Origin of the sequence: Dyadobacter bucti, from assembly GCF_005869225.1 — a bacterium.
GTDB lineage: Bacteria > Bacteroidota > Bacteroidia > Cytophagales > Spirosomataceae > Dyadobacter > Dyadobacter bucti.
Map to the genome: position 1 here is coordinate 406,971 of NZ_SWFP01000005.1, position 25,259 is coordinate 432,229.

At 44.1% G+C, this 25,259-nt stretch carries 24 protein-coding genes; 8 read left to right on the forward strand and 16 right to left on the reverse strand.

The annotated features are described in order from the left end of the window. Position 1 precedes the first annotated feature (1 nt). Both FBF61_RS18495 and FBF61_RS18500 read left to right on the forward strand, forming a co-directional pair. The gene (locus tag FBF61_RS18495; RefSeq protein WP_138479955.1) at positions 2-721 is read left to right on the forward strand and encodes a hypothetical protein; all 720 of its coding nucleotides are present in this window, start codon (positions 2-4) and stop codon (positions 719-721) included. Between the two features lie 65 nt (positions 722-786). Further along, positions 787-1,458 carry a hypothetical protein gene (locus tag FBF61_RS18500; RefSeq protein ID WP_166444560.1) on the forward strand — a complete coding sequence of 224 codons (672 nt, stop codon included), beginning with the start codon at positions 787-789 and terminating at the stop codon, positions 1,456-1,458. Between the two features lie 83 nt (positions 1,459-1,541). Here FBF61_RS18500 and typA read toward each other — a convergent pair whose 3' ends face one another. Further along, positions 1,542-3,356: a translational GTPase TypA gene (typA, locus tag FBF61_RS18505; protein ID WP_138479959.1), complete on the reverse strand. Its 1,815-nt coding sequence runs from the start codon at positions 3,354-3,356 to the stop codon at positions 1,542-1,544. 411 nt (positions 3,357-3,767) lie between these two features. On the opposite strand from typA, the gene FBF61_RS18510 reads away from it, so the two are divergent. Further along, complete coding sequence (locus tag FBF61_RS18510) at positions 3,768-5,390, forward strand: M28 family peptidase (protein ID WP_138479961.1); 1,623 nt, start codon at positions 3,768-3,770, stop codon at positions 5,388-5,390. 111 nt (positions 5,391-5,501) lie between these two features. Beyond that, positions 5,502-6,317, forward strand: a complete 816-nt coding sequence (locus FBF61_RS18515) for a TraB/GumN family protein (RefSeq protein WP_138479963.1) — start codon at positions 5,502-5,504, stop codon at positions 6,315-6,317. Positions 6,318-6,319: 2 nt separating this feature from the next. Here the strand turns inward: FBF61_RS18515 and FBF61_RS18520 are convergent, their stop codons facing one another. Continuing rightward, entirely contained in the window at positions 6,320-7,774 is a 1,455-nt protein-coding gene (locus FBF61_RS18520) for an NADH-quinone oxidoreductase subunit N (protein ID WP_138479965.1), read from the reverse strand. 102 nt (positions 7,775-7,876) lie between these two features. On the opposite strand from FBF61_RS18520, the gene FBF61_RS18525 reads away from it, so the two are divergent. Beyond that, the gene (locus FBF61_RS18525; RefSeq protein ID WP_138479967.1) at positions 7,877-8,536 is read left to right on the forward strand and encodes a hypothetical protein; all 660 of its coding nucleotides are present in this window, start codon (positions 7,877-7,879) and stop codon (positions 8,534-8,536) included. 61 nt (positions 8,537-8,597) lie between these two features. On the opposite strand, the gene FBF61_RS18530 is transcribed toward FBF61_RS18525, so the two are convergent. From FBF61_RS18530 to FBF61_RS18570, 9 genes are all read right to left on the reverse strand, one after another. Next, positions 8,598-9,083 carry a hypothetical protein gene (locus tag FBF61_RS18530; protein ID WP_138479969.1) on the reverse strand — a complete coding sequence of 162 codons (486 nt, stop codon included), beginning with the start codon at positions 9,081-9,083 and terminating at the stop codon, positions 8,598-8,600. 53 nt (positions 9,084-9,136) lie between these two features. Then, entirely contained in the window at positions 9,137-10,459 is a 1,323-nt protein-coding gene (ffh, locus tag FBF61_RS18535; protein ID WP_138479971.1) for a signal recognition particle protein, read from the reverse strand. A gap of 132 nt (positions 10,460-10,591) precedes the next feature. Beyond that, a complete protein-coding gene (locus FBF61_RS18540; RefSeq protein WP_138479973.1) occupies positions 10,592-10,912 on the reverse strand; it encodes a DUF6787 family protein in 321 nt (106 codons plus the stop codon). Positions 10,913-11,089: 177 nt separating this feature from the next. Continuing rightward, a complete protein-coding gene (locus FBF61_RS18545) occupies positions 11,090-12,661 on the reverse strand; it encodes a PepSY domain-containing protein (protein WP_138479975.1) in 1,572 nt (523 codons plus the stop codon). Positions 12,662-12,663: 2 nt separating this feature from the next. Next, on the reverse strand, positions 12,664-15,009 hold the full coding sequence (locus tag FBF61_RS18550; protein ID WP_138479977.1) for a TonB-dependent receptor: 2,346 nt from the start codon (positions 15,007-15,009) through the stop codon (positions 12,664-12,666). A gap of 73 nt (positions 15,010-15,082) precedes the next feature. Next, positions 15,083-15,421, reverse strand: a complete 339-nt coding sequence (locus FBF61_RS18555) for a hypothetical protein (protein WP_310590280.1) — start codon at positions 15,419-15,421, stop codon at positions 15,083-15,085. A gap of 42 nt (positions 15,422-15,463) precedes the next feature. Continuing rightward, positions 15,464-16,594 carry a cytochrome-c peroxidase gene (locus FBF61_RS18560; protein WP_138479981.1) on the reverse strand — a complete coding sequence of 377 codons (1,131 nt, stop codon included), beginning with the start codon at positions 16,592-16,594 and terminating at the stop codon, positions 15,464-15,466. A 16-nt stretch (positions 16,595-16,610) separates the two neighbouring features. After that, complete coding sequence (locus FBF61_RS18565) at positions 16,611-17,438, reverse strand: MbnP family protein (protein WP_166444561.1); 828 nt, start codon at positions 17,436-17,438, stop codon at positions 16,611-16,613. Between the two features lie 121 nt (positions 17,439-17,559). Continuing rightward, positions 17,560-17,955, reverse strand: coding sequence for a hypothetical protein (locus FBF61_RS18570; RefSeq protein WP_229215120.1), 396 nt, complete (start codon positions 17,953-17,955; stop codon positions 17,560-17,562). Between the two features lie 144 nt (positions 17,956-18,099). Here FBF61_RS18570 and FBF61_RS18575 point away from each other — a divergent pair, with 144 nt between their 5' ends. From FBF61_RS18575 to FBF61_RS18585, 3 genes are all read left to right on the forward strand, one after another. Further along, entirely contained in the window at positions 18,100-18,705 is a 606-nt protein-coding gene (locus FBF61_RS18575) for a Uma2 family endonuclease (RefSeq protein WP_229215121.1), read from the forward strand. 119 nt (positions 18,706-18,824) lie between these two features. Beyond that, positions 18,825-19,505 carry a MotA/TolQ/ExbB proton channel family protein gene (locus FBF61_RS18580; RefSeq protein ID WP_138479985.1) on the forward strand — a complete coding sequence of 227 codons (681 nt, stop codon included), beginning with the start codon at positions 18,825-18,827 and terminating at the stop codon, positions 19,503-19,505. 26 nt (positions 19,506-19,531) lie between these two features. Beyond that, the gene (locus tag FBF61_RS18585; protein WP_138479987.1) at positions 19,532-19,924 is read left to right on the forward strand and encodes an ExbD/TolR family protein; all 393 of its coding nucleotides are present in this window, start codon (positions 19,532-19,534) and stop codon (positions 19,922-19,924) included. A gap of 82 nt (positions 19,925-20,006) precedes the next feature. Here FBF61_RS18585 and FBF61_RS18590 read toward each other — a convergent pair whose 3' ends face one another. The 5 genes from FBF61_RS18590 to FBF61_RS18610 all read right to left on the reverse strand — a co-directional run bounded on the left by FBF61_RS18590 (position 20,007) and on the right by FBF61_RS18610 (position 25,201). Beyond that, positions 20,007-21,041, reverse strand: a complete 1,035-nt coding sequence (locus tag FBF61_RS18590; protein WP_138479989.1) for a Gfo/Idh/MocA family protein — start codon at positions 21,039-21,041, stop codon at positions 20,007-20,009. A gap of 141 nt (positions 21,042-21,182) precedes the next feature. Continuing rightward, the gene (locus FBF61_RS18595; protein ID WP_166444562.1) at positions 21,183-22,478 is read right to left on the reverse strand and encodes a M56 family metallopeptidase; all 1,296 of its coding nucleotides are present in this window, start codon (positions 22,476-22,478) and stop codon (positions 21,183-21,185) included. Between the two features lie 73 nt (positions 22,479-22,551). After that, positions 22,552-24,030, reverse strand: a complete 1,479-nt coding sequence (locus FBF61_RS18600; protein WP_138479993.1) for a M56 family metallopeptidase — start codon at positions 24,028-24,030, stop codon at positions 22,552-22,554. A gap of 12 nt (positions 24,031-24,042) precedes the next feature. Further along, positions 24,043-24,417 carry a BlaI/MecI/CopY family transcriptional regulator gene (locus FBF61_RS18605; RefSeq protein WP_138479996.1) on the reverse strand — a complete coding sequence of 125 codons (375 nt, stop codon included), beginning with the start codon at positions 24,415-24,417 and terminating at the stop codon, positions 24,043-24,045. A 160-nt stretch (positions 24,418-24,577) separates the two neighbouring features. Then, a complete protein-coding gene (locus FBF61_RS18610) occupies positions 24,578-25,201 on the reverse strand; it encodes a Uma2 family endonuclease (RefSeq protein ID WP_138479998.1) in 624 nt (207 codons plus the stop codon). Between the last annotated feature and the right edge of the window lie 58 nt (positions 25,202-25,259).

The window sequence follows — 25,259 nt, forward strand, 5'->3', positions numbered from 1 at the left end:
TATGAATAGCAAGATCATATTATTGACATTTAGTGCTTGCCTGGCGCTCGTCTCGCAAACTTTAACTTTTGCACAAAAACAAAAGAAATGGAATGTGGGCATTTCAGCGGGTTACGGTAGAGATTATTTCTTCAAAAAATTTCACGGGCCGAAAAATGAGATTCCACCAGGATCTATTACGCACTTTCATTCCGTTCATTCCTGGAAATCGGTTGTTTATGTGGAAAGATTTTTGCGGCCGAGATTGTCGATTAAAAGCCAGATGGATTGTGCCGTTTTAGAAATGCCCAATGATGTTATGTTTGATGATGCCTCAATGGCTTGGTATCAAAAAAATGAACGTAATTATTGGGGTTCTTTTTCATTTGGAGCGAGAAAATATTTCAAGTCAATCGCCCCATTCAAAGTTTTTGCTGATATGGGTATGCAAGGAGACTACTTCTTAGGCATTAGACAGTATCCCGATGGCAATGTTCAGAAATCTCATTGGGAGGCAGAATTGTACTACCATTTCGTTCCCAGTGCCTACGCCGACATGGGAGTCCGCTGGAAAAGGTTTACACTGACCGCCGACTATCAGACGAATGTAGCCCGAACATTTGCTATTGACAATCCAAAAATTTATAACAATCCAAAACATCTGAAACGAAGCATTACCAGACAAGGCATTTCCCTGAAAGCGACTTTTCTGCTTAGTAAGGCTGGTGAAAAATGGTACTGAACACAAAGGCAAAAACTATGAACACTAGACTTATACCATTTGTATTTTGGACTTTTCTGCTAGTCATGGAACCGATCTTAACTTTTGCCCAAAAACAAAAGAAGTGGAACGTTGGCATTTCGGCGGGTTATGGCAAGGACTTTTTCTATAAAAAGTATCATGTGCAAAAATCAATGATTCCGCCCGGTGCAATTACGCATTTTCATTCTTTTGGATCTCTAAAATCGGCAATTTCTGTTGAAAGATTTTTAAAACCACGATTATCGATCAGAGCACAGGCTGAATATTCTGTCGTGGAAATGCCTAATTATATCGTATTTGAAATATGGACATTGGATTATGACGAAAAAAATCAAAGAGATCACTGGAGTGCATTTTCAGTTGGGGTTAGGAAATATTTCAAATCGGAAAGCCCGTTTAAAATCTTTGCGGATCTGGGCGCACAGGGTGATTATTTTCTGGGTTACCGCAGATTCCCTGTGGGTCATGAACACAAATTTTATTGGGGAGCAGAGGATTACGCTCGCTTCGTACCAAGTGTGTACGCCGGATTAGGTGTTCGCTGGAAAAGGTTTACGCTTGCCGCCGATTATCAGGCCAATGTTGCCCGGACATTTTTAATGGATATGCCCAAGATTTACAACAATCCGGATTTTCCCAAGAGGAGCGTCACCAGACAAGGCATTTCCCTGAAAGCGACTTTTCTGCTTAGTAAGGCTGGTGAGAAATGGTATTAGGTTGAAATTCGGGCGGCCTACGAAAACAAAAAGAGGAAGCACCTTCGCGCTTCCTCTTTTTTAATATGCTGACTTTCGGATTATTATACCATTTCCATTTTGGCACCATATCTTTTGCGGTCATTTTCTTCCAGATAGATCTTCCGCATACGCATGCTTTGCGGAGTTACTTCCAGGTATTCATCCTTCTGGATGTATTCCATGGATTCTTCCAGAGAGAAATTAATTTTCGGGGCAATTCTCAAACCATCATCTGTACCGGAAGCACGCATGTTGGTTAGTTTCTTAGCTTCCTGCAAGTTTACGACGATATCATTAGGACGGTTGTGCTCGCCAATAACTTGTCCGCCGTAAATTTCATCACCTGGTTCCACGAAGAAACGGCCGCGATCCTGTAGTTTATCAATGGTATAACCTGTTGCAGGTCCCGTATTTTTCGAAATGATAGAACCGCTGATACGGCCAGGAATTGGTCCGCGGAATGTACCGAATTCTTTGAAACGGTGAGTCATTACTGCTTCTCCCTGAGTAGAAGTCAAAACATTTGAACGAAGTCCGATCAAACCTCTTGAAGGAATAAGGAATTCAAGGTGTTGCAGATCTCCTTTCGGTTCCATGATCAGCAATTCGCCCTTGCGCTGTGTAGCCAATTCAATCACTTTTCCGGCGGTCGATTCCGGTACATCCACAACCAGAGTTTCAATTGGTTCAAGGCGTTCTCCTTTTTCGTTTTCTTTAAACAAAACCTGAGGCTGGCCCAACTGCAATTCGTAACCTTCACGACGCATGGTTTCGATCAATACAGAAAGGTGAAGGATACCACGTCCGAACACAAGGAATTTATCTTCTGTGTCTGTTGCTTCGACGCGCAATGCAAGGTTCTTTTCAGTTTCCTTCATCAGACGGTCACGCAAGTGGCGCGACGTAACAAATTTGCCTTCTTTACCGAAGAATGGAGAGTTGTTGATGGTGAACAGCATGTTCATGGTTGGTTCATCAACAGCTATACGCGCAATTGGTTCAGGATTTTCAAGATCAGCAAGCGTATCACCGATTTCGAAATCTTCAATTCCGGTAACAGCACAAATATCTCCGGCAGTAACCTCAGATACTTTTACGCGTCCAAGACCTTCAAAAGTCTGAAGTTCTTTTACTTTCACCTTTTTGATCACACCATCAGCTTTGCAAAGTGACAATGTAGAACCTTCTTTGATAGTACCTCTTTTTACACGACCGATGGCGATACGGCCAACGAATGCATTGTAGTCAAGAGAAGTGATTTGCATCTGCAAGGTACCTTCGTCGATAACGGGCGCAGGGATCGATTCGATGATCGTATCCAGCAGGTAAGTAATATTATCAGTAGGGTGTTGCCAATCCGGGCCCATCCAGCCTTGTTTTGACGAACCGTAAACCGTAACGAAGTCAAGCTGATCTTCGGTAGCTCCGAGGTTAAACATCAAATCAAAAACGTTTTCCTGAACTTCTTCGGGACGGCAGTTTTCTTTATCTACTTTATTTACAACAACGATTGGTTTCAAACCCAGGTCAATGGCTTTGCCCAATACGAAACGCGTCTGAGGCATAGGGCCTTCAAATGCATCTACCAGCAATAAAACACCATCCGCCATTTTAAGTACGCGTTCCACTTCACCACCAAAGTCTGCGTGACCTGGTGTATCAATTACATTGATTTTGACATCTTTGTAACGCACCGATACGTTCTTAGAAACAATTGTGATTCCACGTTCGCGTTCAAGGTCGTTGTTGTCAAGAATCAGGTCGTCGAATTCCTGATTATCACGAAAAAGCTTCGAAGCGTGAATAATTTTGTCAACCAAAGTAGTTTTACCGTGGTCAACGTGTGCAATGATTGCGATGTTACGAATGGCTTGCATTGTTTTATAGATCAATTGTTTACCGCTAGCAGTCAGCAGATTTGTTTGTTGGCTGTTAACAGCTGTGCTTTTGTTTTGACTGAATTTTGGTCAAATAGGGTGCAAATGTACGGACTTTTTCGCTGAATAACAGTATTTTACAATTAATTTATTGTTAACAGTCGAAAAAAGCGGTTTGCGCTGAGAGAAGTGCAAAAAGTGATTTTAATTATTGGATGGTTACTATTTTATTTTACGTAAAAATTGCTGCCACGAATGCTCGAATTTTCACGAATCTTATTTAAAAAGTGTGTTTAAATGCTGTAAATCATTCGTGTGGATTAGTGAATCCGTGGCAAAATCCAACAACTTTAATATGTTAAAATCATTTCCTTTCTTTGTTTAAATTGTTATTCATATTTGATTTTCTACATGAACAAAAACATTCTGGCCGGAATACTCCTGTCAATCACAACATTAGCGTTCGCACAGGACCGCCTGCCGCAGGATCGCCTGCCTCAGGATGATGCAGCCAAATATGCCGAGAGTATTACGCCTGAGGACCTGAAAAAGCATTTGGTTATTATAGCTTCGGATAGTTTGGAGGGCCGTGATACCGGTTCGCCGGGGCAAAAAAAGGCGGCTGAATATGTTACAAAATTTTATAAAGAGTACGGTCTGACTCCGATTGCAGCTGCTGAGAATGGGACAAAGTCCTATCTCCAGAAGTATAGGCTGTACAAACGCAGCTGGGGTGACGTGTATCTCCGGGCGGGCAGCAGAAAGTACGAATTTAACAAAGATTTCTATCTCAACGGAATTCTCAGTGTAGAGTCTGAAGTGAGCACACCGCTGATCCTGGCCGGGTACGGGATCGAAGAGTCTGCATATAATGACTACGCAGGATTGGATGTAAAGGATAAGTCAGTCGTGATTTTTGATGGGGAGCCAAAATCTTCTTCGGGTAAGTACCTGGTGAATGGAGGCAACGAAAAAACGAAATGGAGCGGTTCTGTTTCCTGGCAGCCCAAAGTGAAACTGGCGCTCGAAAAAGGAGCCAGATATGTTTTTATAATTACAGAAAAAACGGGCGAGGATCTTGACAAAGAGATCCGTCAGCGTGCGGTTATGGCGAGGCGGTTTAGCTCTCCTACCTTAAAACCTGTACAGGAAAGCCCGAATAATGTTGCTGCTTTTGTAATATCCCCTGAAATGGCAGCCGAAATGCTGGGTACATCGGTGCAGAAGCTGTTAAAGGAAAAGGCTGCGATCGATAAATCAGGCAAATCTTTATCAAAAAATTTGACAGGGAGCGTTGCATTAAAAGTCGAGAGAGTCAATGAAACGATCGACACCGAAAATGTAGCGGCTTTTATGGAAGGAACTGACAAAAAGGACGAAGTTCTGGTTATCAGTGCGCATCTGGACCATATCGGGATCTCCCCGAATGGCGAGATCAATAACGGAGCCGATGACGACGGGTCGGGGACGGTATCGCTCCTGGAACTTGCCGAAGCTTTCAGTAAAGCTAAGGCTGATGGAAAAGGGCCGAGAAGAAGTATTTTGTTCCTGAATGTGACAGGTGAGGAAAAAGGATTATTCGGCTCCGAATATTATTCAGAAAATCCTTTGTTACCGTTGGAAAATACGATCGCTGACCTTAATATCGACATGATCGGCCGGGTAGACGAAGCCCATAAAGACGATCCGAAATATGTGTACCTGATCGGTGCCGACAAGTTATCTTCCAAGCTGCATGCGATCAGCGAGGATGCTAACAAAAAGTACATCAACTACAAGCTGGACTATACTTTTAATGACCCAAAAGATCCGAACAGATTTTACTATCGCTCTGATCATTACAATTTTGCAAAAATGGGTGTGCCGGTGATCTTCTATTTTACCGGCGTTCACGAGGATTATCACAAGCCGGGTGATGACGTAGAAAAGATTCTTTTTGATAAACAGTCTATGATTGTGAAGCTTGTTTTTCATACAGCCTGGGAGCTGGTGAACCAGGAAGAGCGGATTGTGGTGGATAGTAATAAGCAGTAGGGGAGAAAGGAAGAGGGAGGAAAGGGAAGATAGAATGAGGAATTGAGTTAGAAATCATTAATTGCCGTGAAAAAAATCTCTTTGATCTGTGTCTTTTGGATAACTGTGTTCATGTGTAAGGCACAGGCACCGGAAGAAAATTCTTTGTTATGGGAGATTACGGGGCCGGGACAATCCCGGCCTTCCTATTTGTTCGGGACAATCCATTTGATTTGTCCGGCCGATTTTTCTTTGAGTGATTCGTTGAAAGCGGTTGTAGCCCGGACGCAGCAAGTTGCCCTGGAAGTTGATATGGACGATCCGGCTATGATGGCTTCGATGATGAAAACCATGAATATGGCGGACGGAAACGGACTGAAAACACTGGCATCGGAAGGAGAATATGTAAAGCTAAACCGGTTTTTCAGGGATTCTGTTGGCGTTAGCCTGGCGATGTTCGAAAAAGTGAAGCCGTTTATTCTGATGGGGCCGTTATTTAATGCAGTACTTTCTTGTCAGCCCCAGTCCTATGAGATGGAACTCATAGGACTTGCCAACAAACAGAAAACGGAAGTGATAGGACTGGAAACCATGGACGAACAAATGGCACTTTTTGATTCGATTCCTTACAGAGATCAGATCAAAATGATCCTCACCATGATCGACAGTTTGCCGAAGGCGCGACAGGAATTCAGGGACCTTGTATCGATATATAAGTCTCAGAAAGTAAATGATTTATATCAGATGACAATGAAGAGTGACTATGGGATGGAGGGTAACGAGGAAATATTGTTATTTGACAGAAACAAAAAATGGATTCCGCGCATACAGAAGATCATGGCTGAAAAGCCAACCCTCTTCGCAGTAGGAGCCGCGCATCTTGGTGGTGAGCGAGGGGTTATTTCGTTATTGAGAAAGGACGGGTATCGGGTTAGGGCTGTAAAGTGAGATCAAAACGCCGAAATCCATTTCATCAGGGATTCGGGTTTGAAGAAGAGAAGCAATATGGCTGCGAGCAGAAATACACTTATTACTTTTCCGGAAACACTGTTGTCTGAAACATTGGCCTGATCCGAATTCTTAAAAAATAAGAGGTAGGGTATTCTCAGATAATACGCCAGAGATATCGCTGCATTTAAAATCCCGCCAATCAATAGCCACAACATCCAGGGGAATTCCTGTTGCCGGAAACTTTCCCACAAGGAAGAAAATATCAATAGTTTTGATGTAAAACCGACAGTAGGCGGTAACCCGGCCAAAGCGATCATCACGACCGTCAGTACCCCGGATACCAGAACCTGTTTTTTCCCCAATCCTTCATACCCTGACAGTTCCGAATTATCCCGCGGACGCAAAAGATCGATCATAAAAAAAGCAGCCAGATTAACGATCAGATAGGCCGCAGTATAAAATACAGCTGCTTCAAACCCAAAACGGCTGTAAGCAGCGACGCCAACAAGAAGATATCCCGCCTGGGCAATGGATGAATAGGCCAAAAGCCGCCTTGCATTGGTCTGCAATAATGCTGCCACGTTTCCAACCGTCATGCTGATCAGCGCCAAGCCACCGAGTACCGGAAAGTAGGGTGCCGGGAAAATTCCTGCAAGTCTCATTAAGACCAATATCACTGCCGCCTTGGGCGCTACGGAAAGAAATGAGACCAGAGGAGTGGGGGCAGCCTCATATATGTCCGGTGTCCAGACGTGAAAAGGGACAAGAGACAGTTTGAAAAGCAGGCCTCCGAGCGTAAGTACAATCGTTACCGTTACTACAAGTTCTGTGTTATTCAAAAGCCCGGCGGTCATGGCTTCGCTGGTGATGTCCATGGTGCCTGTGAGTCCGTAGATCAGGGAAATGCCGTATAGCATGACGGCTGAACTGGCAGTCCCGAAAAGCAAGTATTTAAGACCTCCTTCGGCTGCCTTTTTGTACGGTGACAACGCAACCAGCAGGTAGGAACTTATCGATATCAGCTCCAAAGAGAGATATATTGTCAGCAAATGGGTTGACATTGCGAGCAAGTTCAGTCCCAAAACCGCGGCGATCAGCAGGGCATTGAACTCGGGGGGGAAATCATATTTTAAGATCCTTAGATGGATAAGCGTGAAAATCCAGGAGAGTGTGATCAGGATTTTGAAAAAGACAGCCTGGCGATCAAGAAATAATAGTGGCTGAAAACGATATGAAGGTTCTGAGTTCCATTGGCCGACGATCAGCAAAAGGGTTATCAGGCCACCTGCAAGTGCAATGTTCTGAAGAAGTGAGGAGGTTTTATCTTTACTGATCCGTTTTAACAGGATCAATTCTGCGAAAAGGAAAAGACAGAAAAGGAAAGCGAGAAAAATTTCAGGAGTAATTCCTCCCAGGCTTTGCCGTATATGTATGAGTTGATCGTTAATATCCAATTGTGCGGGTACAATTTTTTTGGCAAAAGTACATAAAGATGATAGGGAATCTAAACAGTTTGGTTCCTGACTTCGAACTTATCAAATTAACTAAATTAAATCATGAAATATTTGCGGATAATTTTCGTCCTGCTGGGTTTTTGGTCCGCCGGAAATGCAATAGGGCAGGATTCGACAGGAATTGGCGGAACGCCTTATAAGGAAATGGCGGGCGGACAAAGCAATGCCTATCTCTTTCAAGAATGGTATTCAGGAACGGTCAGGACGAGCGACGATCAGGTGCATGACGGCGTGTACCTGCGATATGATTTTGCCAAAGACGAGGTAGAGTACAAAAGTGATACCAGCCTATACAGGGTTTCGTCAGGTGTTTCGGAATTTACAATTCCCACCGGTACCGATCTTTACATATTCAAAAGCGGCTATCCCGCTGTTTCCGGGCAAACTGAAAAGAGCTTTTACGGGGTTCTCTATGACGGGAATACAAAACTTTTGAAAAAATACACCAGCCCGATTCAGGTCGAAAAAGCAAGCGCTACGAGAGAGATCGACCAGGGAGCGAAACTTTATATACTGAAGAATGACAAACTCAATGCAGTTCAGCTCAATAACAAAAACAGTTTTCTCAAACTTTTAACTGAAGAAAAAAATAAGCTGAATTATGTGATCAAAGAGCAGCAGCTCGAATTTGACGGAGACGATGATCTCGTAAGATTATTGGAAGAGTATGATTCCTATAAAGCTGGCAGAGGCGGGAATTAGGGCTTCGACTGCGTTCCAGACATGTTCGACTTCGTTTAGTCTGACAAATGTGGTCAAATTTTCAATTGGAGCTATTTTCGTCTTTTTTCTTTTTGCCCAAAACATAAACCACCCCGAAATGGCTTTTTAAAACCCCGCTTGCAAAGTCATCTTTTACATAGGGGTTCAATTCCAGGGCCAATTGTATATTCCTGTTCTGAGGAAGCGGGGCAATTCGTACACCGACATTCACAGAATAACCGTCGATGGTGATGAGGTCTGCATTGGCGTCGGCGATACGGTACAGCGGGTTAAGCCTTAACCCGCCACCCAGGTACCATTGCACTACCTCACCTCTTTTCAAATTAAACATTGGCAAGATGTCAACGCTTAGGCTGCTAAACAATGAATTGGTCTGGAAACGGGTATCAAGCCAGACTGTTTTGCGAGGGTTGGTGCTGACAGACAACAGGCTGCTCCACGGATAATATCCTACTGATGCCTGCGCCAGCAGATCTTTCTGACTGGTCAGGGCAAACAGCGTAAGTAGCAAAATGAGTTTTTTCATGAAAGCTTCATGCGTTGGAAAAATGAAGTGAAAATTTCTGCTGCCGAAGTGAATTACCGGCGCATAGCCTTATTCAGCTTACCAGCGGCCTGCATCGTATTCATTTTCTTCATCATTTTACGCATTTCATCAAATTGCTTGATGAGGTTATTAACTTGCAGGATAGACGTTCCGCTACCAGTAGCAATCCTTTTCTTGCGGCTGCCATCAATAATATCCGGATTTTCTCTTTCCTTTTTGGTCATGGATTGAATGATCGCCTCGATAGGTTTGAAAGACTCATTGTCGATATCCATATCCTTCATGGCGCTGCCCATTCCTGGGATCATACCGATCAGGTCTTTAACATTACCCATCTTTTTAATTTGCTGCAACTGGCCCAGAAAGTCGTCAAAATCGAACTTGTTCTGACGCATTTTGGCGTTGATACGCTTGGCTTCGTCTTCGTCAAATGCCTGTTGTGCACGTTCTACAAGGGAAATAACGTCACCCATCCCCAGAATCCTGCTCGCCATACGGTCAGGGTAGAAGGAATCCAGCGCCTCCATTTTTTCGCCGGTACTGATGTACTTGATCGGCTTTTCGACTACCTGACGAATAGAAAGCGCAGCACCGCCACGGGCATCGCCGTCCAATTTGGTAAGAACAACACCATCAAAATTCAGGCGTTCATTGAAAGTTTTGGCAGTATTAACCGCATCCTGGCCGGTCATCGAATCGACAACAAACAGAATTTCGGAAGGCTTTACGGCGGATTTGATATCCTGAACCTCCTGCATCATGACCTCATCCACAGCCAGACGTCCGGCAGTATCGACGATCACGATTTTCTTCCCCGTTTTTCTGGCATGTGCCACCGCGTTCTGGGCGATTTCGACGGCATTTTTGTTTTCGGGCTCCGAATAAACTTCAACACCGACCTGCTCGCCGAGTACTTTCAGCTGATCGATCGCAGCCGGGCGGTACACGTCGCAGGCTGTCAGCAACACCTGTCTTCCCTGTTTTTTCAGAAGAGTAGCCAGTTTTCCGGAAAAAGTGGTTTTACCGGAACCTTGCAGACCTGCGATCAGGATCACCGCCGGGTCGCCTTTGATATTGATTCCCTCGGCCTGTCCGCCCATCAATTCCGTAAGCTCTTCCTGAACGATTTTTACGAACATCTGACCCGGCTCAACAGAGATCAGGATCTTTCTGTCTAATGCTTTTTCCCGGATACGGTCTGTTATTTCCTTGGCAACCTTGAAGTTAACATCGGCGTCGACCAATGCTTTGCGTACCTCCTTTGTAGTGGCGGCAACATTTATATCTGAAATCCTGTCCTTTCCTTTGAGTGTGCGAAAGGCGTTGTTTAGTTTGTCCTGTAAGTTTTCAAACATGGAATATTATGTATGATTCTGAACCTGAATTGAAATAATTCACAAAGGTATAAATAAAATAAGGAGTACAGGAAGATGTTTCCTGTACTCCTGCAATAATTCAATATGAAGCTTTATCAGCTGAATCAGTTGTTATTTGCCGAATTTCGCTGCAATCCAGCGAAACATTTTCTTTTCTTTTTCCCAGAAAAACGAAAACTGGCCAAGCAGAAACCCGTACATCAGCAAAAGGCTCTGGTAGGTAGGGAAGATAAATAGAATGTAAGTAATGGTCTTTAGCCACATCGGTGTGGTTTCGTCATAACCTAAAAGGAAGAAAAGCCCCTTTCTCAGCCAGACCACCGTTGACCCGGATAAACTGAAAACTGCTAAAACTAAAAGAACTTGTCTGGTTGTCTCTAATCCCCATTTTTCCTGCATTTTACCCAACCAGGGCTGTACATTCTTTTCCATAACCTGTGTTTACGTATTTCAATTTTTTACAAAGTAACAACCCAAATGGCAATTTTCCCTTATTTTAATGAATGTTTAATGTGACTTTTATCAGTTCAAAATAAAATGTCTGTCACTGCAAAATGCGAATAAACCGGTATTCTACCCAAACAAAATTTGCTTTCTGTCAGCGGTAAATTATTTGATTTTTAAAAACACCAAAAAACCGAGAATGCTCACAACCAGGACACTGAAAGCTGCGAAGGTCATAATTCCGTCACGCATATCCTTGCCCAGGAAATCGAGGTAGCTGTACTTATGCAGGAACGCAAAACTGAACCCTTCCCGTCTGTTGGCGTCTTCGACTTTCGTGGACAACCGGCTCGTGGCAGTTTCGATATAATAGGTCGTATGCTCCGGTGTATCATAGGCCAGCTTTACCACCGGAAGTCTTTTATTGACAAAACCATATTCTCCTGCAAAGCCGGTAACCATGGAGGTTTTCGGTGCCGGCGCGTCCGAAATCGGTGAGGAAATTTGAGCTTCCATGAGATCACAGCAGCTTTCAGCATTTCGCTCTTCCTGGGCTGCGAATTTTCGGGCGAGGTATTTTGCGTAGCGGAAATTGCCGTCTTCGAGGTTTGTACCGTCTTTGACATTAATGTAATCCACAATGGTTTCATTCGTTTCCCAATCCTTTTTGATCGCCTGCCAGAATAGCTTTTCGCCCCATTTGATTAATGAGATATTGGCAACGCCCGTCAGGTCGATCATCGAAGCCTGTGCAATTTCTTCTGTTTTGATAACCGGGTCGTAGACATATTTCAGACGTTCGTCCGGGTCAAGTTTCTGGATCGCGTGGTATGCGCCGGAGAACGCAAAAGTGAACGTTACGATGCTTGACCAAACACCGATAGACCTGTGGTATTTCCTTAAAATACTACCCGGATTTCCGGATTTTGAGGGTTTTAATTTTCCCCACATCAATCCGTAAATGACAAGCCCCGCGACTGCCGAGAAAATAATCAGACTTAAAAATGTCAGCATCAATGTAATTCTCAATGTATTGTTACCAATGAGATCGAGAAACCCCCAGTTGTGAAAAAGGCTGAAAATCCGTACAAATGCCCTGCGCGGCCCGTCGTTAAAAGTAGCGAACCTGCTTTGCGCGGTTTCCACGTAAATGTCCATTTGGCGGTCATCCGCGAAACTCACTTTCCAGACCGGCAGGTAACGGTTTACGAACTTGTATTCATCTGTAAATTCGGTAAGATAAGTAAATGAAGCCACCTTTGACTTGTTATCATTCAGCATAAACCTCGCCATGTTCCCGGCGTATTTTTGGTCACCGTCGGTCAGCTCTGCACCATTTTTTGTGTCAAAATAGCGTAATTGATCATTAGCGTCTTTGACCTGATAGTAGCTGCTCCCGTCGAATTTGACGAGCCGGAAATTCTTGAATTCCGTTACCTTGTTTTGTATTACAACTTGCCCCAGGGATAATTTAACGTCAGTCGGGGAAACGATTTCAGCTTTGTAAAATTCATTGGCGATTTTAGTTTTGAACCAATGCGACATGAACGGGTGCATTACGCCGGAAGCAGTCCAGAAAATGGTGGGAACTATGGCCAGCAAGCCCAATATCCTGTGCCAGCGATAAATATTTTTCCTGATAGCACGTCTGGCCTGTTCTTTGAAAGATCCCGCGCGCACGGTTTTTATTTCTTCCGTAGCTGGCTGAAACGAAAGTGACCTGATTTTGTTTTTCATACCTATTTTTTACCGCTGAATGTATACTGGATTCCCATGATAAAGGTGCGCGGGGCGGCCGCGTTAAACGTTGTGCGGTCTGTAGCATTGTTGCCCCGTGTGGCATTGGTGGCGTAAAGTACATCGGTGAGATTGAGGATATTGGAAAATACTTCAACGCCTTTCCATTGATAGCCAACCCTGAAATTCATAATGTCATAACCCTCGTAGCGAACGGTGTTGATCTGGTTTTGGTACCAGCCGGTAACATGCTGCCACTCCACCGACGAGCGGAAGTTTTTAAACCATTTGGGATAATAATTGAATTCCGAGTTCCATAGCCAGCGCGGGGAAGAGGGCATATCTTTGCCGTTTACGTTTTTCAGAGCATCTGATTCCCTGCTGCTCAGGATAAATTCTTCGTAACGGTGAATAGCAGTTGTCCCGCCGAAACGAAAGAAAAGCTCTTTGGAAGGCTTGTAAGTAAGTCCGAATTCCACGCCCCTGTGCAGGGTTTTTCCCGCCGACTGGTAATCTGTCGAGTTGTCCGGTAACCGCACATTGAGCAATTCATTGCGCCCGCTCATCTGATAAAAAGCCAGATCGACATATACTTTGTTATGCATGAAAGATGCCCACCCGCCGAGCTCGGCATTGTTAAATTCGGCCGGTTGCAGGTTGTAGTAAAACAGGTCGCCGTTCGGCAAGGCAGCTGGGCGCTTCCGAAAAATGGATGTGAGACCGGGAGGTGAAAATCCCCTTGAATAATTGGCATATATCCCTTTCCCTTTGCCCAGATCATAAGTCGCGCCGATTTTGGGGGTTACCCTGCTGTAAGACTTGCCGCCGAAAGTGCTGTCGAGGTAATTGGTGTAGCTGAATGACATCCGGTCGTAACGAATGCCCGCGGAGATTTTTAAACGGGGCAGTAATTCAAAATCATATTGGCTATAAACAGCCGTGTTTTTTATATCTGCCTGATAGTCAGAATTTCTGATGTCCGGCCGCTCCTTCACAATGGTGTATTTCTCGACGGATTTTTTGTCTGGCCTGAGCGTAGCTTCCAGATCCACCTGGTAAGACCAGTAGGACGAGGGAGAAAAGTCGAGCACTGTTCCGGCAATGAGTTTGGAATTGAGGAAACTGAACCGCTGGCTGTGTTGCGCAATCAGACCAATGCTTTTGAAATCGCTGGAATTGATCTCTCCCCTGGCAGTGGTTTGGCCTGTTATCCATCGGATACCGTAGCTGGGATTTTGGCCGTGCTCATTTTTTCTTGCAAAAACCGTTACGAACGACTGGGAACCGTTCTGCCAATCTTTTTCCAGGGTTAAGCGGCTCCGGAGCGATTTCGATTTACGATAAGTGAAATCTGTTGTACTCACATATTGTCGTGAATAGAACGCGATACTGTCTACGCTTCCGCTGGTTTGGGAATCGTAATTATTGTAAGCAAAAGTGTAAATGAGCCGTGTGGAAGGTGTGAAATGATATTCAAGCCGGGTATTAACCGCGTTTTTATCATAGTCAGATCCTTTCATCCAGCTGTCTTTCTGATTGGCTGTAAAACCGCCTACATACACACCAAATTTGCCGCTCATTCCTCCCGCACCGTACTGCAGTCTTTTGTAACCCCACTGATCAGCTTGGATGCCGACTTTCACAGTCGGGATAATGGTCGGCCGCTGGGTAATGAAATTCACGGCTCCACCCACAGCCTCAGGTCCGTAAATGGAAGAAACCGGGCCTTTCACAACTTCCACCGAACTGATTGCAAATTGGTTGAATTCCAGGATAGAATTATGGTTAAAAACACCCATGGGACGGATCGGTACACCGTCTTCCATATATAAAAAATAGGCGTTGGTCGTAAACGGCTGACGGATCGCCATGGAATGCTGTTCGTTTCCCAGATTGACCATCATCACTCCCGGCACTTTATTGACGATCTCATACATGGCAGTCGGCTTTGCCTCGTCGATCATTTTCGGTGTAAGCCGGGAAATAGCAATCGGGCTTTCGGTGCGAAGTGTCGCCTCCCGGTTGCCGGTCACCACGAGCGACTGCAGATTTTCTGTTGCGGATTCGAGTGCAATGTTGACAGTTTTGTCATCGCTGACAACAATTTCCTTCGTGGAAAAGCCGATGCTGGATATTCTGACAGCAAGTCCTTTTAGATTTCCTGGTAATGAAAAACTGCCGTCATTGTCTGTGGAGGTTCCTGTATTGGAAGAAATAATCTGCACGGTTGCGCCTATAACTGGCTCTTTGGTTTGTATATCATACACTTTACCCCGGAAGGTTTGCGCCTGTGCTTGTTGTATAAAAATGAATAGGAGAGCCGCCTGTAAATATATTTTCAGGTTCATTGAAATGGTTATTAAGATAAAATTTCAGTTAGCTATCGCTAGCCGGGAGTTTAGCGGCCAGCTTTCTATGAAATTATCCTTTGGGCGGGCGCAGAAGCTTAGCTGCGGGAGCAGAATAAAAATGAAGCAGATAAAAGAAATTTTGCCTGGGCGAGCGGATTATCGCCGGTGCGCAAAAAATATAGGAAGTAACCGAAGCGGCAAACAGCTGGATCACCGGTGTATTATGCACCCGCTCCGAAGTCTCTTTGTCAGTCTTGTCTTCCTGTTCTTTCAGTTTTTTGGCGAGGTAACACTTCCCATTACATTTCAGCTCGGGACGCTGCCGGTTTTCGCACAAAACCCTGGCAATGTAGTCTCTGTTTATTTTAAAATACGCGATCGTTCCCCACGGGCTGAGCGTGGGCAGCATGATTGAAAATAACAATATATATGCTATGAATGACCGCATTAATTACAGTGAAGTCCCTATGCCGGGATCGGAAAATCGTTTGTCGGTTATAAATTGTTCGTCGTTCAAGGTTCTCAAAAAGGCGATTATCGACTGCTTTTCAGTGGCAGAAAGCCTGACCCCAGGTTTCTTCCCGGCTGGTTTTAGCAGCGGATCAAGACTTGGGGAATTGTAAATGCTATCTGCCGGACTGCTGGCCTGATCGTTTGCATAATGATCAAGCACCTGTTGCAGCGAGGTATATCGTCCATCGTGCATATAGGGAGCGGTTAGCCCCACATTCCGTAAACTGGGCACTTTGAATTTCAGCCTGTCAGCTTCATTTAAGGTAATCTCATACCTGCCCTGGTCATTGATTTTATTGGGGATCAATCCGTTATTTCGAAAACCCATGTCCGTGAACAATTCGCCGCTGTGGCAACCGGAACATTTTTGTTTAAAAAGTGCCAGGCCTTCTTTTTGCTGCGTAGTGAGCGCAGAGGCGTCCCCTAGCGCATAATAATCGTAGCGTGAAGTTGCAGAAACCATCGTCAGCATAAACTGGGACAATGCTTTCATCATGCGTTCGCCATTAATTTCATCCGTTCCAAAAGCCGCTTTGAACATTTTTGGATAATCAACCTGCTTGGCTGCCCCTGCCACCGGAGTATTTCTTAGTTTTTGCAGCACGTTTCCTGTTTTTTCATCCATTTCTACCGGATTCTGAATCGGTACAGGCGGCACCAGGTCAAGGTCGTGCACACCTCCGTCCCAAAAAAATGAAGTATACCAGGCCATGTTCTGAACGGAAGGAGCATTACGGGTCCCGAGCTTGTCGTCGACACCATGGCTGAGATCGTGGCCGTGATGGGTGAATGCCGCTTGCTGCTGGTGACATGTCCCGCATCCGATATTATCTGTCCGGGAAAGGATTCCGTCATAAAACAAAAAACGACCCAGTTCCACACCTTCCGCAGTCAGTGGGTTTTTTGAAAGATCATAGACGGGATCGGGAAAATGAGAAGGTTTTGTCCAGGTCAATGGGGCAGGCTTAGGATCGACCGGGCCTGGATCGGGGCTGTCTGTTCCCTTTTCACAGGAAACGGATGCCAGTACCAGACATATCATTACACCAAATAGACAATTGTTTTTCATAAATCCAGGTCAGCCGTCAGTCTGCATTGATATCATCGAACCGAAACATATTGACGTAATTATCAGCGATATTTTTTGAAAAATCGTCGAACATGACACTGGTATGTTCCGAAATACTAAGCTGTGTAGGGCCGTCAAAAATTTTCAAAACATCTGCCAGTACATGAACTTCGGGGCTGAGCTCAGTTGTAACAACGGCTTTTTTGCTCTCGAAATCAATTTGTACAGTTCGGATGTTATTCAATGTCTTAACAGTCCGCCCGCCAAATCCGCCGATATGATAATAATATTTGCCGTTCGGGGACTCCACGGCAGCCGGAGAACTTCCCTCCATTTTCACAAAAATATAACCGGGGTTCCAGTCCCAGTACATCGCTTCTTCATTCGTAGGGCCGGAAAACCTGTCCAGAATTCCTTTTCTTTTTGATTCATCAGCAACACTGCGTGTACTATCGATCCCGACAATGAACCGCACGCCGGTATATTCGCCGACCGGCACATTGTTGATCGTCGCTTTTTGAGAAGCTTCATTGGATTCCCGGATCAGGAAGTAACTCGAATCCTGCGGGACAATGAAACTGCCTCCGTCGGCTCTTAACAGTTCGAAATTGGATATATAATAGTTGAATATCGAAACAGTGAAACTTTCTCCGACGGAATTCTGATAGGTTTGTGCGTTCAGTTTCAGGTCTTCGTTTCCAACCACATTATCAAAATCAAGGTGAAGGCTGCCGCTGACAGTGGGATCTGTGCCCGGTTCATTGTTGTCTTTGCAACCCATTATGAAGACACCGGACAAAACTGCCAGAGCAGGCAGCAATACATAAAATAACTTACGTTTCATGGTATGCATGAATTTAAGTAATACGGCACAGACACCCGTTTGAGCGTCGATGAAGCCAGAAAAAATAAAAAAGGGAACCCTTATAAAAGGGTAACGAAAAAGCGCGCGCCTGATTTTAAATTCAGGCCAGAGGCGGATGAAAAATATCATCTACTGCAACGCGGGCAGTAAAAGGAGAGGAGTAAGTGAAAACAGGATTGGTAAAAATCGTGTAAGAAGTTGTCTCGGGAACAAAAGAATAATAAATCTGCTGGTCCATCACGTGATCCAGTAATCTTGACATATAATTCTGTTCGGCTTGCCGTTTTTCCTGTTCATCCAGCGCAGCGATCCGTTTGGCCAGGTAGCATTTACCATTGCAATTCATGATCGGCCGGTCGCGGTTTTCGCAAAGGTTGGCAACAATGTAATCCCGCCTGATCTCGAAATCGAGGTATAACAAAGGAATGACCCATACTTTTACAAGCATGAGGCTCAGCAGGCTGAGTGAGATCCATTGTTTTACAGTATTTTTCAAAATCTAAACAGCAAATTTTTTCAGGAATACATCATTCCTGATCCCAAAGGTAACTAACAAGCGTTACATATTCCGAATGGTGCCGCAGCTCTTTTAAGATTGCATTGGTATTTTCTTATTTTTGTCAAAAACACAACATACACTATGTCAGCGATCGCACAAACCATGTATTCAGAGGATGATTATCTTTTATTGGAGGCAAAAGCCAGTTATAAAAGTGAATATTTTCGCGGGGAAATATTTATGATGGCCGGAGGCACGCCAAATCATAATAGGATAAAGGAGAATTTATCGGGTGAAATACATGCTATCCTAAAAAAGAGAAACTCCTGCCGCAGCTATTCAAGTGATCAGAGAATTTATATCCCGGAAAACAGTCTCTATACTTATCCGGATCTGGTGGTGGTTTGCAATCCTAACAAGTATTCGGAAAGAGATAAAAATGCGATCACGAACCCAACAGTGATTGTCGAAGTCATTTCCGAAAGTTCAGCGGCCTATGACCGGGGCGACAAGTTCAGGTTGTATCGCGACATCAAAACGCTTCAAGAATATGTGATCGTTAATTCGCTGAATGTAGGAGCGGAGGTGTATTGCCGCACTGATGACGGGCACTGGCTACTGGCTTCCGACGCTTATAAGCTTACCGACTCTATCTACATTCAATCTCTGGAGGCATCCTTGCTCCTCTCCGATCTCTATCTCGGCACGGAAAATGTGCTGGAAGGTTTGACCATGCCCGAAGAGTAATTTTTCTATATTTGCCCTTTAAACAATAAGGCGGCAGAGGCTCCGTTTAAGTTCAAAACCGTTTTTTTACCAAATTGACCTCTATTTCATTAGCTTAACCATTCACTTTTTATTTTAATATGATGCTTCTACAAGCACTTACTGACTCTACCCTGGCTGCGCCCGTGGCTAGTGAGGGGCTTTCTGTTATTGACCTTCTTGCAAAAGGGGGCTGGGTAATGCTCCCACTCGGATTGCTGTTTCTGGCGACACTTTTTTTAATTATTGAGCGCTTTTTAGGGATTGGTGCAAACGGTAAGATTGAGCCTCAGTTTGTTGATAATGTTAAAGATTTTATTCAGCAGGGAAACCTGAAATCGGCTGAATCGTTATGCCGCAACCAACGAAATGCTGCCGGCAGGATTCTGGAACGTGCGATAGGACGTATCGGCTATCCGATCAAAGATATTGAAACTACGATTGAAAATGCCAGCCAGATTGAAATCCAACGCATGGAAGGAAACCTGCCCTACCTCGGGGTGATCGCGGGTATTGCACCCATGTTGGGGTTTGTGGGTACGATCTCCGGTATCATTCGTATTTTTTATGATATTTCTATTTCCAATGACTTCAATATCAGCACGATCGCTGGTGGTATGTATGAAAAAATGATCACTTCCGGGTCGGGTCTGATCATCGGTTTGATCGCGTATGCAGGCTACCACTTGCTGAACATGAAAATCGACCGTTTTGCTTTGAGACTGCAAATGGCTGCATCAGATTTTATTGACGTGTTGCAGAAACCCGTGGCTTCCAAGTAGAACTATCAAAATTTTATTTTTCAAATATGAAAATACGTCGAAAGAGCCGGTTCGCGCCTGAGGTATTTACACACTCACTCAACGACATTATGTTTTTCCTGCTGCTGTTCTTTTTGATCATTTCAACCATGTCAAATCCGAACGTGATTAAACTGATGCTGCCAAAGGCATCGGCTACGCAGCAGATGTACAAGAAACAGATCACGTTGTCGGTGGACGAAAATAAAGGCTATTTTATAGATAAAGAGCCTATTCCGTTTGACCGGCTGGAAGCTGAATTGCAAAGGATTTTTGCCAATGTGGAGGAGCGGACTGTAGTGTTGCGCGTGGATAAAAATCTTGCTGTACAGGATCTGGTGGATGTTTTAGAGTTGGGCGCCAAGCAGGATATTAAAATGGTGATGGCGACGGCTAAGTAGGAGGAAGGGAAGAGGGGATGAAAGGGACGAAGGAAAAAGATTTTGGCGCCTTGCAGTGATTGCAGGGCGCTTTTTATTTTGTTTACGATTGATTGGATTCTGCGCTTTGATAGATTCGTTGCACGATTTCCTGCAAAATCGCACCTTGTTCCGCGGAACATATATTGGTTGTTTTTCCTTCACAGGCATCGATGAAGGCAGCAGTGTTTTTGAGCTGAATGTTTGTTTCTTCCAGCTTCGGAAAATTAATATCGGCCAGTTCGCCTTCAATATCTGAATAAAGCGTAAAAGGGTTCAGTAACGCCCCGGCTTTACTTCCGAACACTTCAAGGTTTACATTCTTTTCCAGGCCTGTGTTGAGTGCAAAGGACGTGGAAAGCATGATACTGGCGTTGTTTGGAAAAGAAAGATGTGCGAAACAGGCATCTTCTACCTCGAATTTCGCGGGATCCCAGCTGCCCATCAATCCTTTTCCCCCTGCCTTTCCAATAAAGTCATAGGTATTGGCCACTATGCTGTTCGGGAGCTGATAATCGAGTAACCCTAGAGCGAGATCCAGAATATGAACACCCAAATCCATTAAGGCCCCGCCTCCCTGAATGGATTTGTTCGTGAATTTCCCCCAGCCCGGAATCCCCCTGCGCCTGAGAAAATTGGCTTTGATGTGGTATACCTCTCCTAGCTGGCCGTTGTCCAGGCATTTTTTCAGCAAGGTATATTCAGAAGTATGTCTGAGTTGAAAATTGTAAGCGAGTACCTTGCCTTTTTCTTTTGCCAGGTCCGACATTTCTTTGGCCTCCTGTGCATTGATTGCAGGTGGCTTTTCGCACAATACGTGACAGTTATTTTCCAGAGCCTGCATGGTGTAAGGATAATGCAGATTATTGGCGGTGCAATTGATAATCAGGTTGGGATCGGCCTCGCTTGCATACATTTCCTGGCTATCATTAAATGCGTAAGGAATATTGAATTTGTCCGCGAGTGCTTTGGCTTTGTAAATATCACGGCTGCAAACAGCTACGATTTCCACGCGGTCCGCAAGATTCTGAAGTGCAGGGATATGATTTTTTTCGGCAATGTTACCGCCACCGATAATGGCCGCTCTGAAACGTGACATCAAGCTGTTTTTAAGTAATGATTTTAATTTCGACAAAAATATCAAAACATCTCCTAATGCCGTAATAAATGCAAAATGCCCGATCCGTGAAGAAGGGGCATTTTAAGCATTGACAGGTCAAGCTTTTTAGGAAATTTAAAGTCAGTTCCCTTTCATTAAAATTAGTATTACGCCATTTCTACCTTCGTCACCGTAGGCGGCGATGGCGGCTCCGCCTTTTAACACGCTAATGGATTTAATGTCGTTTTCATTAATATGACTGAATCCGGCGGTGCCTCGAAGTTTTTGTTCAACTCCATCAATAAAAATCAGAGGTTCGGCAGCGAATGTTCTCGGAGTGTCAATGTTGATTCGTTCGCCTGGTATAGGCATACCTTCGGTTGAAAAGTGGTTTGTTAAGTTTAATTCTCCTGCTCCTCTTATCCTGACACCTGGAATGGGCTGTGACAATGTTTCATCAGATGGAATTTTTGCAACCAAAGTCGGTTTTATATCTCGTGGTTTGTTAGCAGGAAGAGAATCAGTTTTTGGACTTGTCTTTGAAGAAACAACTCTGTCTTCAGTTTTAAAAAATTTGTTTACCGATTTTGCCTTAGCATTTGAGCTTGTTTTGTCAGGAACAGTTGCACGAGTATACTGCTGTGTTACCGAATCCATTACGCTCGTACGTGCAGCCGTGAGAACAACCACAACTCCAATGATCGGTAAAATCATGAAGTATTTGGTTAGTCTCCATTTGGAGTCGCGGTTTTTGTAAATCATTTTGATCCTGCTTTTTAACAAGGAAGAGTTAAAAAAATGATTGGTCAGTGTCGCTATTGGCGCTGAAAGACTATAAGAAACCAGAAATCTTGCGTAATAATCACGGTTCGGCACTTCTTCATCTGCCAGAAATTCATGTATTTCCTGTATTGATTTTTTATATAACCAAAGTGCAGGATTGAACCAGAAAGGAATTTTAAGCAGTTCAATCAACAGAATATCGAGGGTATGGAATTGCCTGATGTGGACTGACTCATGCACTAGGATTGGCTCAAAAAATTGTTCATAGTCCGTGCGGTTGACAACCAGCCATTTCAGAAAAGAAAAAGACCCGATTTCGTTATTGGGTAAAAGAACTAGTGTAAAATCCCCCATTTCAATGGCTTCTCCTCTCCTGATTAACATTACGAGGTCTTTGATCCCTTCGAATAACTTGAATAGTATAAGTAAGGAGCCGATTATCTGGACTGCAAATACGAACTGCATCCATTGATCCAAACCTTGCTTGACTTCGGAAGAAGCGTTGTAAGCCGGCAAAAAGGATACTTCCTGCGCAGCTGCTGGAACGATGGGGACTTGTTCGGGAAATGTAATAAATGGCAGCAGGAAAGCAAGTACCAGCGTGCCGGTCAAATATGCCCTGTTCCAGCGAAAGAACGTATGGTTGCGAAGCATGAGGCAATACAGGATGTAGAAAAGTACCCAGTAAAGATTCACTTTCCCGAAATAGACGACCAGATCCATTTGGTTATTTTTTCTTGGTTGTAATTTCGAGTACGCCGTCTGCACCCTTTTCTCCGTATTTATCGGTGGCGTATTTATCTTTGAAAACGTTAACCCTCTCGATATCGGAGCTTGCGATTATTTTTGACGCATCTTTCTTACCGATAATTTTCCCATCAATTACGACCAGTGGAATTTTTCCTTTTGTATCGAGTTTCAGGAAAGTGTCATTCGTGGAGGACTGCTCCTTCTCTTCATCATCCAATTGGAAATTTATCGGAAGATTGTATTTTACATTCACTGGTTGACCGCTTTGCTTTCCGGGTTTCCATTTAGGGAATTTGGAAAGTACCCGTATCGCTTCTGCATCGCAACCATATCCAATCCCTTTAAGTACGGTAATATCTTTGGTTTCGCCTGTTTCTGTAACTACAAATGAGAGAAAAACACGTCCCGCCACGTTTGCTTTCGCAGCACTTTCTGGATATTTGATATTCTCGGAAAGAAATCTGTACATTTCTTCAGTACCTCCCGGGAACTCCGGTTGTTCCTCCACCACGCTGAATATTTTTTTGCCGGCGAATGATCCACCTTCTCCGGCAGCAGCAAAATTGTTCTCTGCTTTTGACCCGGCTTCTTCCAGTTCTGTATTTTCGGTTTGCTCACAGCCGGCTATGAACAGAGCCGTGCCGGAGATCAGGGCGATGGCTAATATGTATGTGCTTAGTAACCATTTTGAAGTGCGATTTTTGTAGATCATCTGAATTCTGGTTTTGATTTGAGATGGTTTAAAAAAATGATTTGTGAGGGAGGCAATGGGGGCATTGAGCGCATAAGCTACCAGGAATCTGGCGTAGGTTTCCCGGTTTGGAGCCTGAGAATCCGCCAGGAACTCATGGACTTCCTGCATGGATTTTTTATAGAGCAGTAAAACAGGATTGAACCAGAACACTACCTTCAGAATTTCCAGCATTAGAATATCGATGCTGTGCAGTTGACTGGTATGTACCATTTCATGCCTGAGAATGGCATCAAAATGATTTTCATAATCATTCCTGTTAATCACGACCCATTTCAGAAATGAAAAAGAACCGACGAGATTGGAGTCGATCAGGATGATTGTGCAATCGTCCAGTTGTATTTTCTCTCCCCGGGACAGAAACATTTTGAGTTGCCGCGTGTGCCTGAAAAAACTGACCAGCATCACTGCTATCCCCAAAAAATAAGCCGCCAGCATAAAATTGGTCCAGGTGACGAAACTTTTTTCCTCGGTATAGGCTGCCGATACCGAAAATGATGCACTGTTTACTTCATAAATGGCGGGCAACGCAGGAGCCGCAGCAGGATAAATAACCAGCGGCAAGGCAAAGGCGATCAATAACGAACCCAGCAGATAAAAACGGTTCCAATGGAAAAAAGTATGGCGCCGCAACATGAGCCAATAGCAGCCGTAAAGCAGTATCCAATACAGGTTTACTTTGCCGAGATAAATCAGAGTTTCCATGGCTAATATTGGTTATTCTTCGTTTTTGTGAGCGTTGATCAACTTCATGATTTCGTCCAGGTCTTGGGTTTTAAGGTCATTGTCCTTGACAAAAAAAGACACCAGATTGGGCAGGGAATTGTCAAAATAATTGACCATCAGTTGCTGCATTTCATGGCGTTTGTACTCCTCCTCGCTGATCAGGGGGTAATATTCATGTGTTTTGCCGTAAGCAGTGTAGCCAACCACCTCTTTTTTTTCAAGGATCCGGATGATCGTAGAAACCGTATTGTAGGCTGGTTTGGGCTCCGGCATTTCGGCCAGTATGTCTTTTACGAAGGCCTTCTTTAGTTGCCAGAGTATCCTCATGATCTCTTCCTCGGCTCGTGTTAAAGTGCGTATTTCCATGACGGTATGTCTTTGTATTTATCGTTGTATATCAGGTAATTCAAAGGTATTACTATTTTGTTAGTTTTAAAACTATTTTATTAGTTATTTAGAAAAAATTAAGAGCGATGAAAATACTTCATCGCTCCAGGGTGAAATTCATGTTCAGGAAAATGTCTTTTCAGGCAAATTCAGAGCCTTTCTCTTTTAGGTACGTTCCAACATTGCAAACAATCCCGTCAAGTATTTCCACGTCTTTGTCCCAGTTTTGGGTCTGCCATTCCTCGTCCGCAGTGGCGATCATCACTTTTTTAGACGCTGTCGAAAACCAAATTACCTTTTCAACACCAAAATCCAGGAGTTTTTTGATCTTAAGAACCATATAACTATGCTCTTCATAACCTTCGAGAGCAACATTAATATCTATTTCAACCGCAATTTTGGGAGGCACATTGGCATAGTTCCTGTCGATTTTATCAATGGTCAGTTTTTTATTATCAAAAATCAAAAGATCTCCTGCCAGATTATTGCCTTTGTCCAGATGTAAGCCGGCTTCATTCGTTAATATAAAATATTTGTCTTCGTCTAGTTGTTTCCCTATCCAGATGGTCAGATAGGTAATCAGGAAAGCCTGCAGCGAACTGGAACCCATAATGTCCTCGATCTTTTTGGTTTTGGCCAATACTTCGCGGTAGCCTTTCAGGTAGTAAGGTTTACCGTCAATTATTTCATGGATCAGAACGCTGGGTATTTTTTTGCCTGAGATTTTTTCAGGAATTCGGGCAGGATATGGTGAAGCTATCATATGTTTGGTGATTTGCTTATAATCAAATATAAACAATTTTGATCAGGATCGCCGGGCT

Coding starts and splice junctions, on each gene's coding strand:
- FBF61_RS18605 (WP_138479996.1), bottom strand. CDS start 24,417: ATGGAAATACGCACTTTAACACGAGCCGAGGAAGAGATCATGAGGATA.
- FBF61_RS18530 (WP_138479969.1), bottom strand. CDS start 9,083: ATGAAAAAACTCATTTTGCTACTTACGCTGTTTGCCCTGACCAGTCAG.
- FBF61_RS18550 (WP_138479977.1), bottom strand. CDS start 15,009: ATGAACCTGAAAATATATTTACAGGCGGCTCTCCTATTCATTTTTATA.
- ffh (WP_138479971.1), bottom strand. CDS start 10,459: ATGTTTGAAAACTTACAGGACAAACTAAACAACGCCTTTCGCACACTC.
- FBF61_RS18540 (WP_138479973.1), bottom strand. CDS start 10,912: ATGGAAAAGAATGTACAGCCCTGGTTGGGTAAAATGCAGGAAAAATGG.
- FBF61_RS18575 (WP_229215121.1), top strand. CDS start 18,100: ATGTCAGCGATCGCACAAACCATGTATTCAGAGGATGATTATCTTTTA.
- FBF61_RS18565 (WP_166444561.1), bottom strand. CDS start 17,438: ATGAAACGTAAGTTATTTTATGTATTGCTGCCTGCTCTGGCAGTTTTG.
- FBF61_RS18555 (WP_310590280.1), bottom strand. CDS start 15,421: ATGCTGCCCACGCTCAGCCCGTGGGGAACGATCGCGTATTTTAAAATA.
- FBF61_RS18610 (WP_138479998.1), bottom strand. CDS start 25,201: ATGATAGCTTCACCATATCCTGCCCGAATTCCTGAAAAAATCTCAGGC.
- FBF61_RS18545 (WP_138479975.1), bottom strand. CDS start 12,661: ATGAAAAACAAAATCAGGTCACTTTCGTTTCAGCCAGCTACGGAAGAA.
- FBF61_RS18495 (WP_138479955.1), top strand. CDS start 2: ATGAATAGCAAGATCATATTATTGACATTTAGTGCTTGCCTGGCGCTC.
- FBF61_RS18500 (WP_166444560.1), top strand. CDS start 787: ATGGAACCGATCTTAACTTTTGCCCAAAAACAAAAGAAGTGGAACGTT.
- FBF61_RS18585 (WP_138479987.1), top strand. CDS start 19,532: ATGAAAATACGTCGAAAGAGCCGGTTCGCGCCTGAGGTATTTACACAC.
- FBF61_RS18560 (WP_138479981.1), bottom strand. CDS start 16,594: ATGAAAAACAATTGTCTATTTGGTGTAATGATATGTCTGGTACTGGCA.
- FBF61_RS18515 (WP_138479963.1), top strand. CDS start 5,502: ATGTGTAAGGCACAGGCACCGGAAGAAAATTCTTTGTTATGGGAGATT.
- FBF61_RS18510 (WP_138479961.1), top strand. CDS start 3,768: ATGAACAAAAACATTCTGGCCGGAATACTCCTGTCAATCACAACATTA.
- FBF61_RS18595 (WP_166444562.1), bottom strand. CDS start 22,478: ATGCTTCGCAACCATACGTTCTTTCGCTGGAACAGGGCATATTTGACC.
- FBF61_RS18600 (WP_138479993.1), bottom strand. CDS start 24,030: ATGGAAACTCTGATTTATCTCGGCAAAGTAAACCTGTATTGGATACTG.
- FBF61_RS18525 (WP_138479967.1), top strand. CDS start 7,877: ATGAAATATTTGCGGATAATTTTCGTCCTGCTGGGTTTTTGGTCCGCC.
- typA (WP_138479959.1), bottom strand. CDS start 3,356: ATGCAAGCCATTCGTAACATCGCAATCATTGCACACGTTGACCACGGT.
- FBF61_RS18580 (WP_138479985.1), top strand. CDS start 18,825: ATGATGCTTCTACAAGCACTTACTGACTCTACCCTGGCTGCGCCCGTG.
- FBF61_RS18590 (WP_138479989.1), bottom strand. CDS start 21,041: ATGTCACGTTTCAGAGCGGCCATTATCGGTGGCGGTAACATTGCCGAA.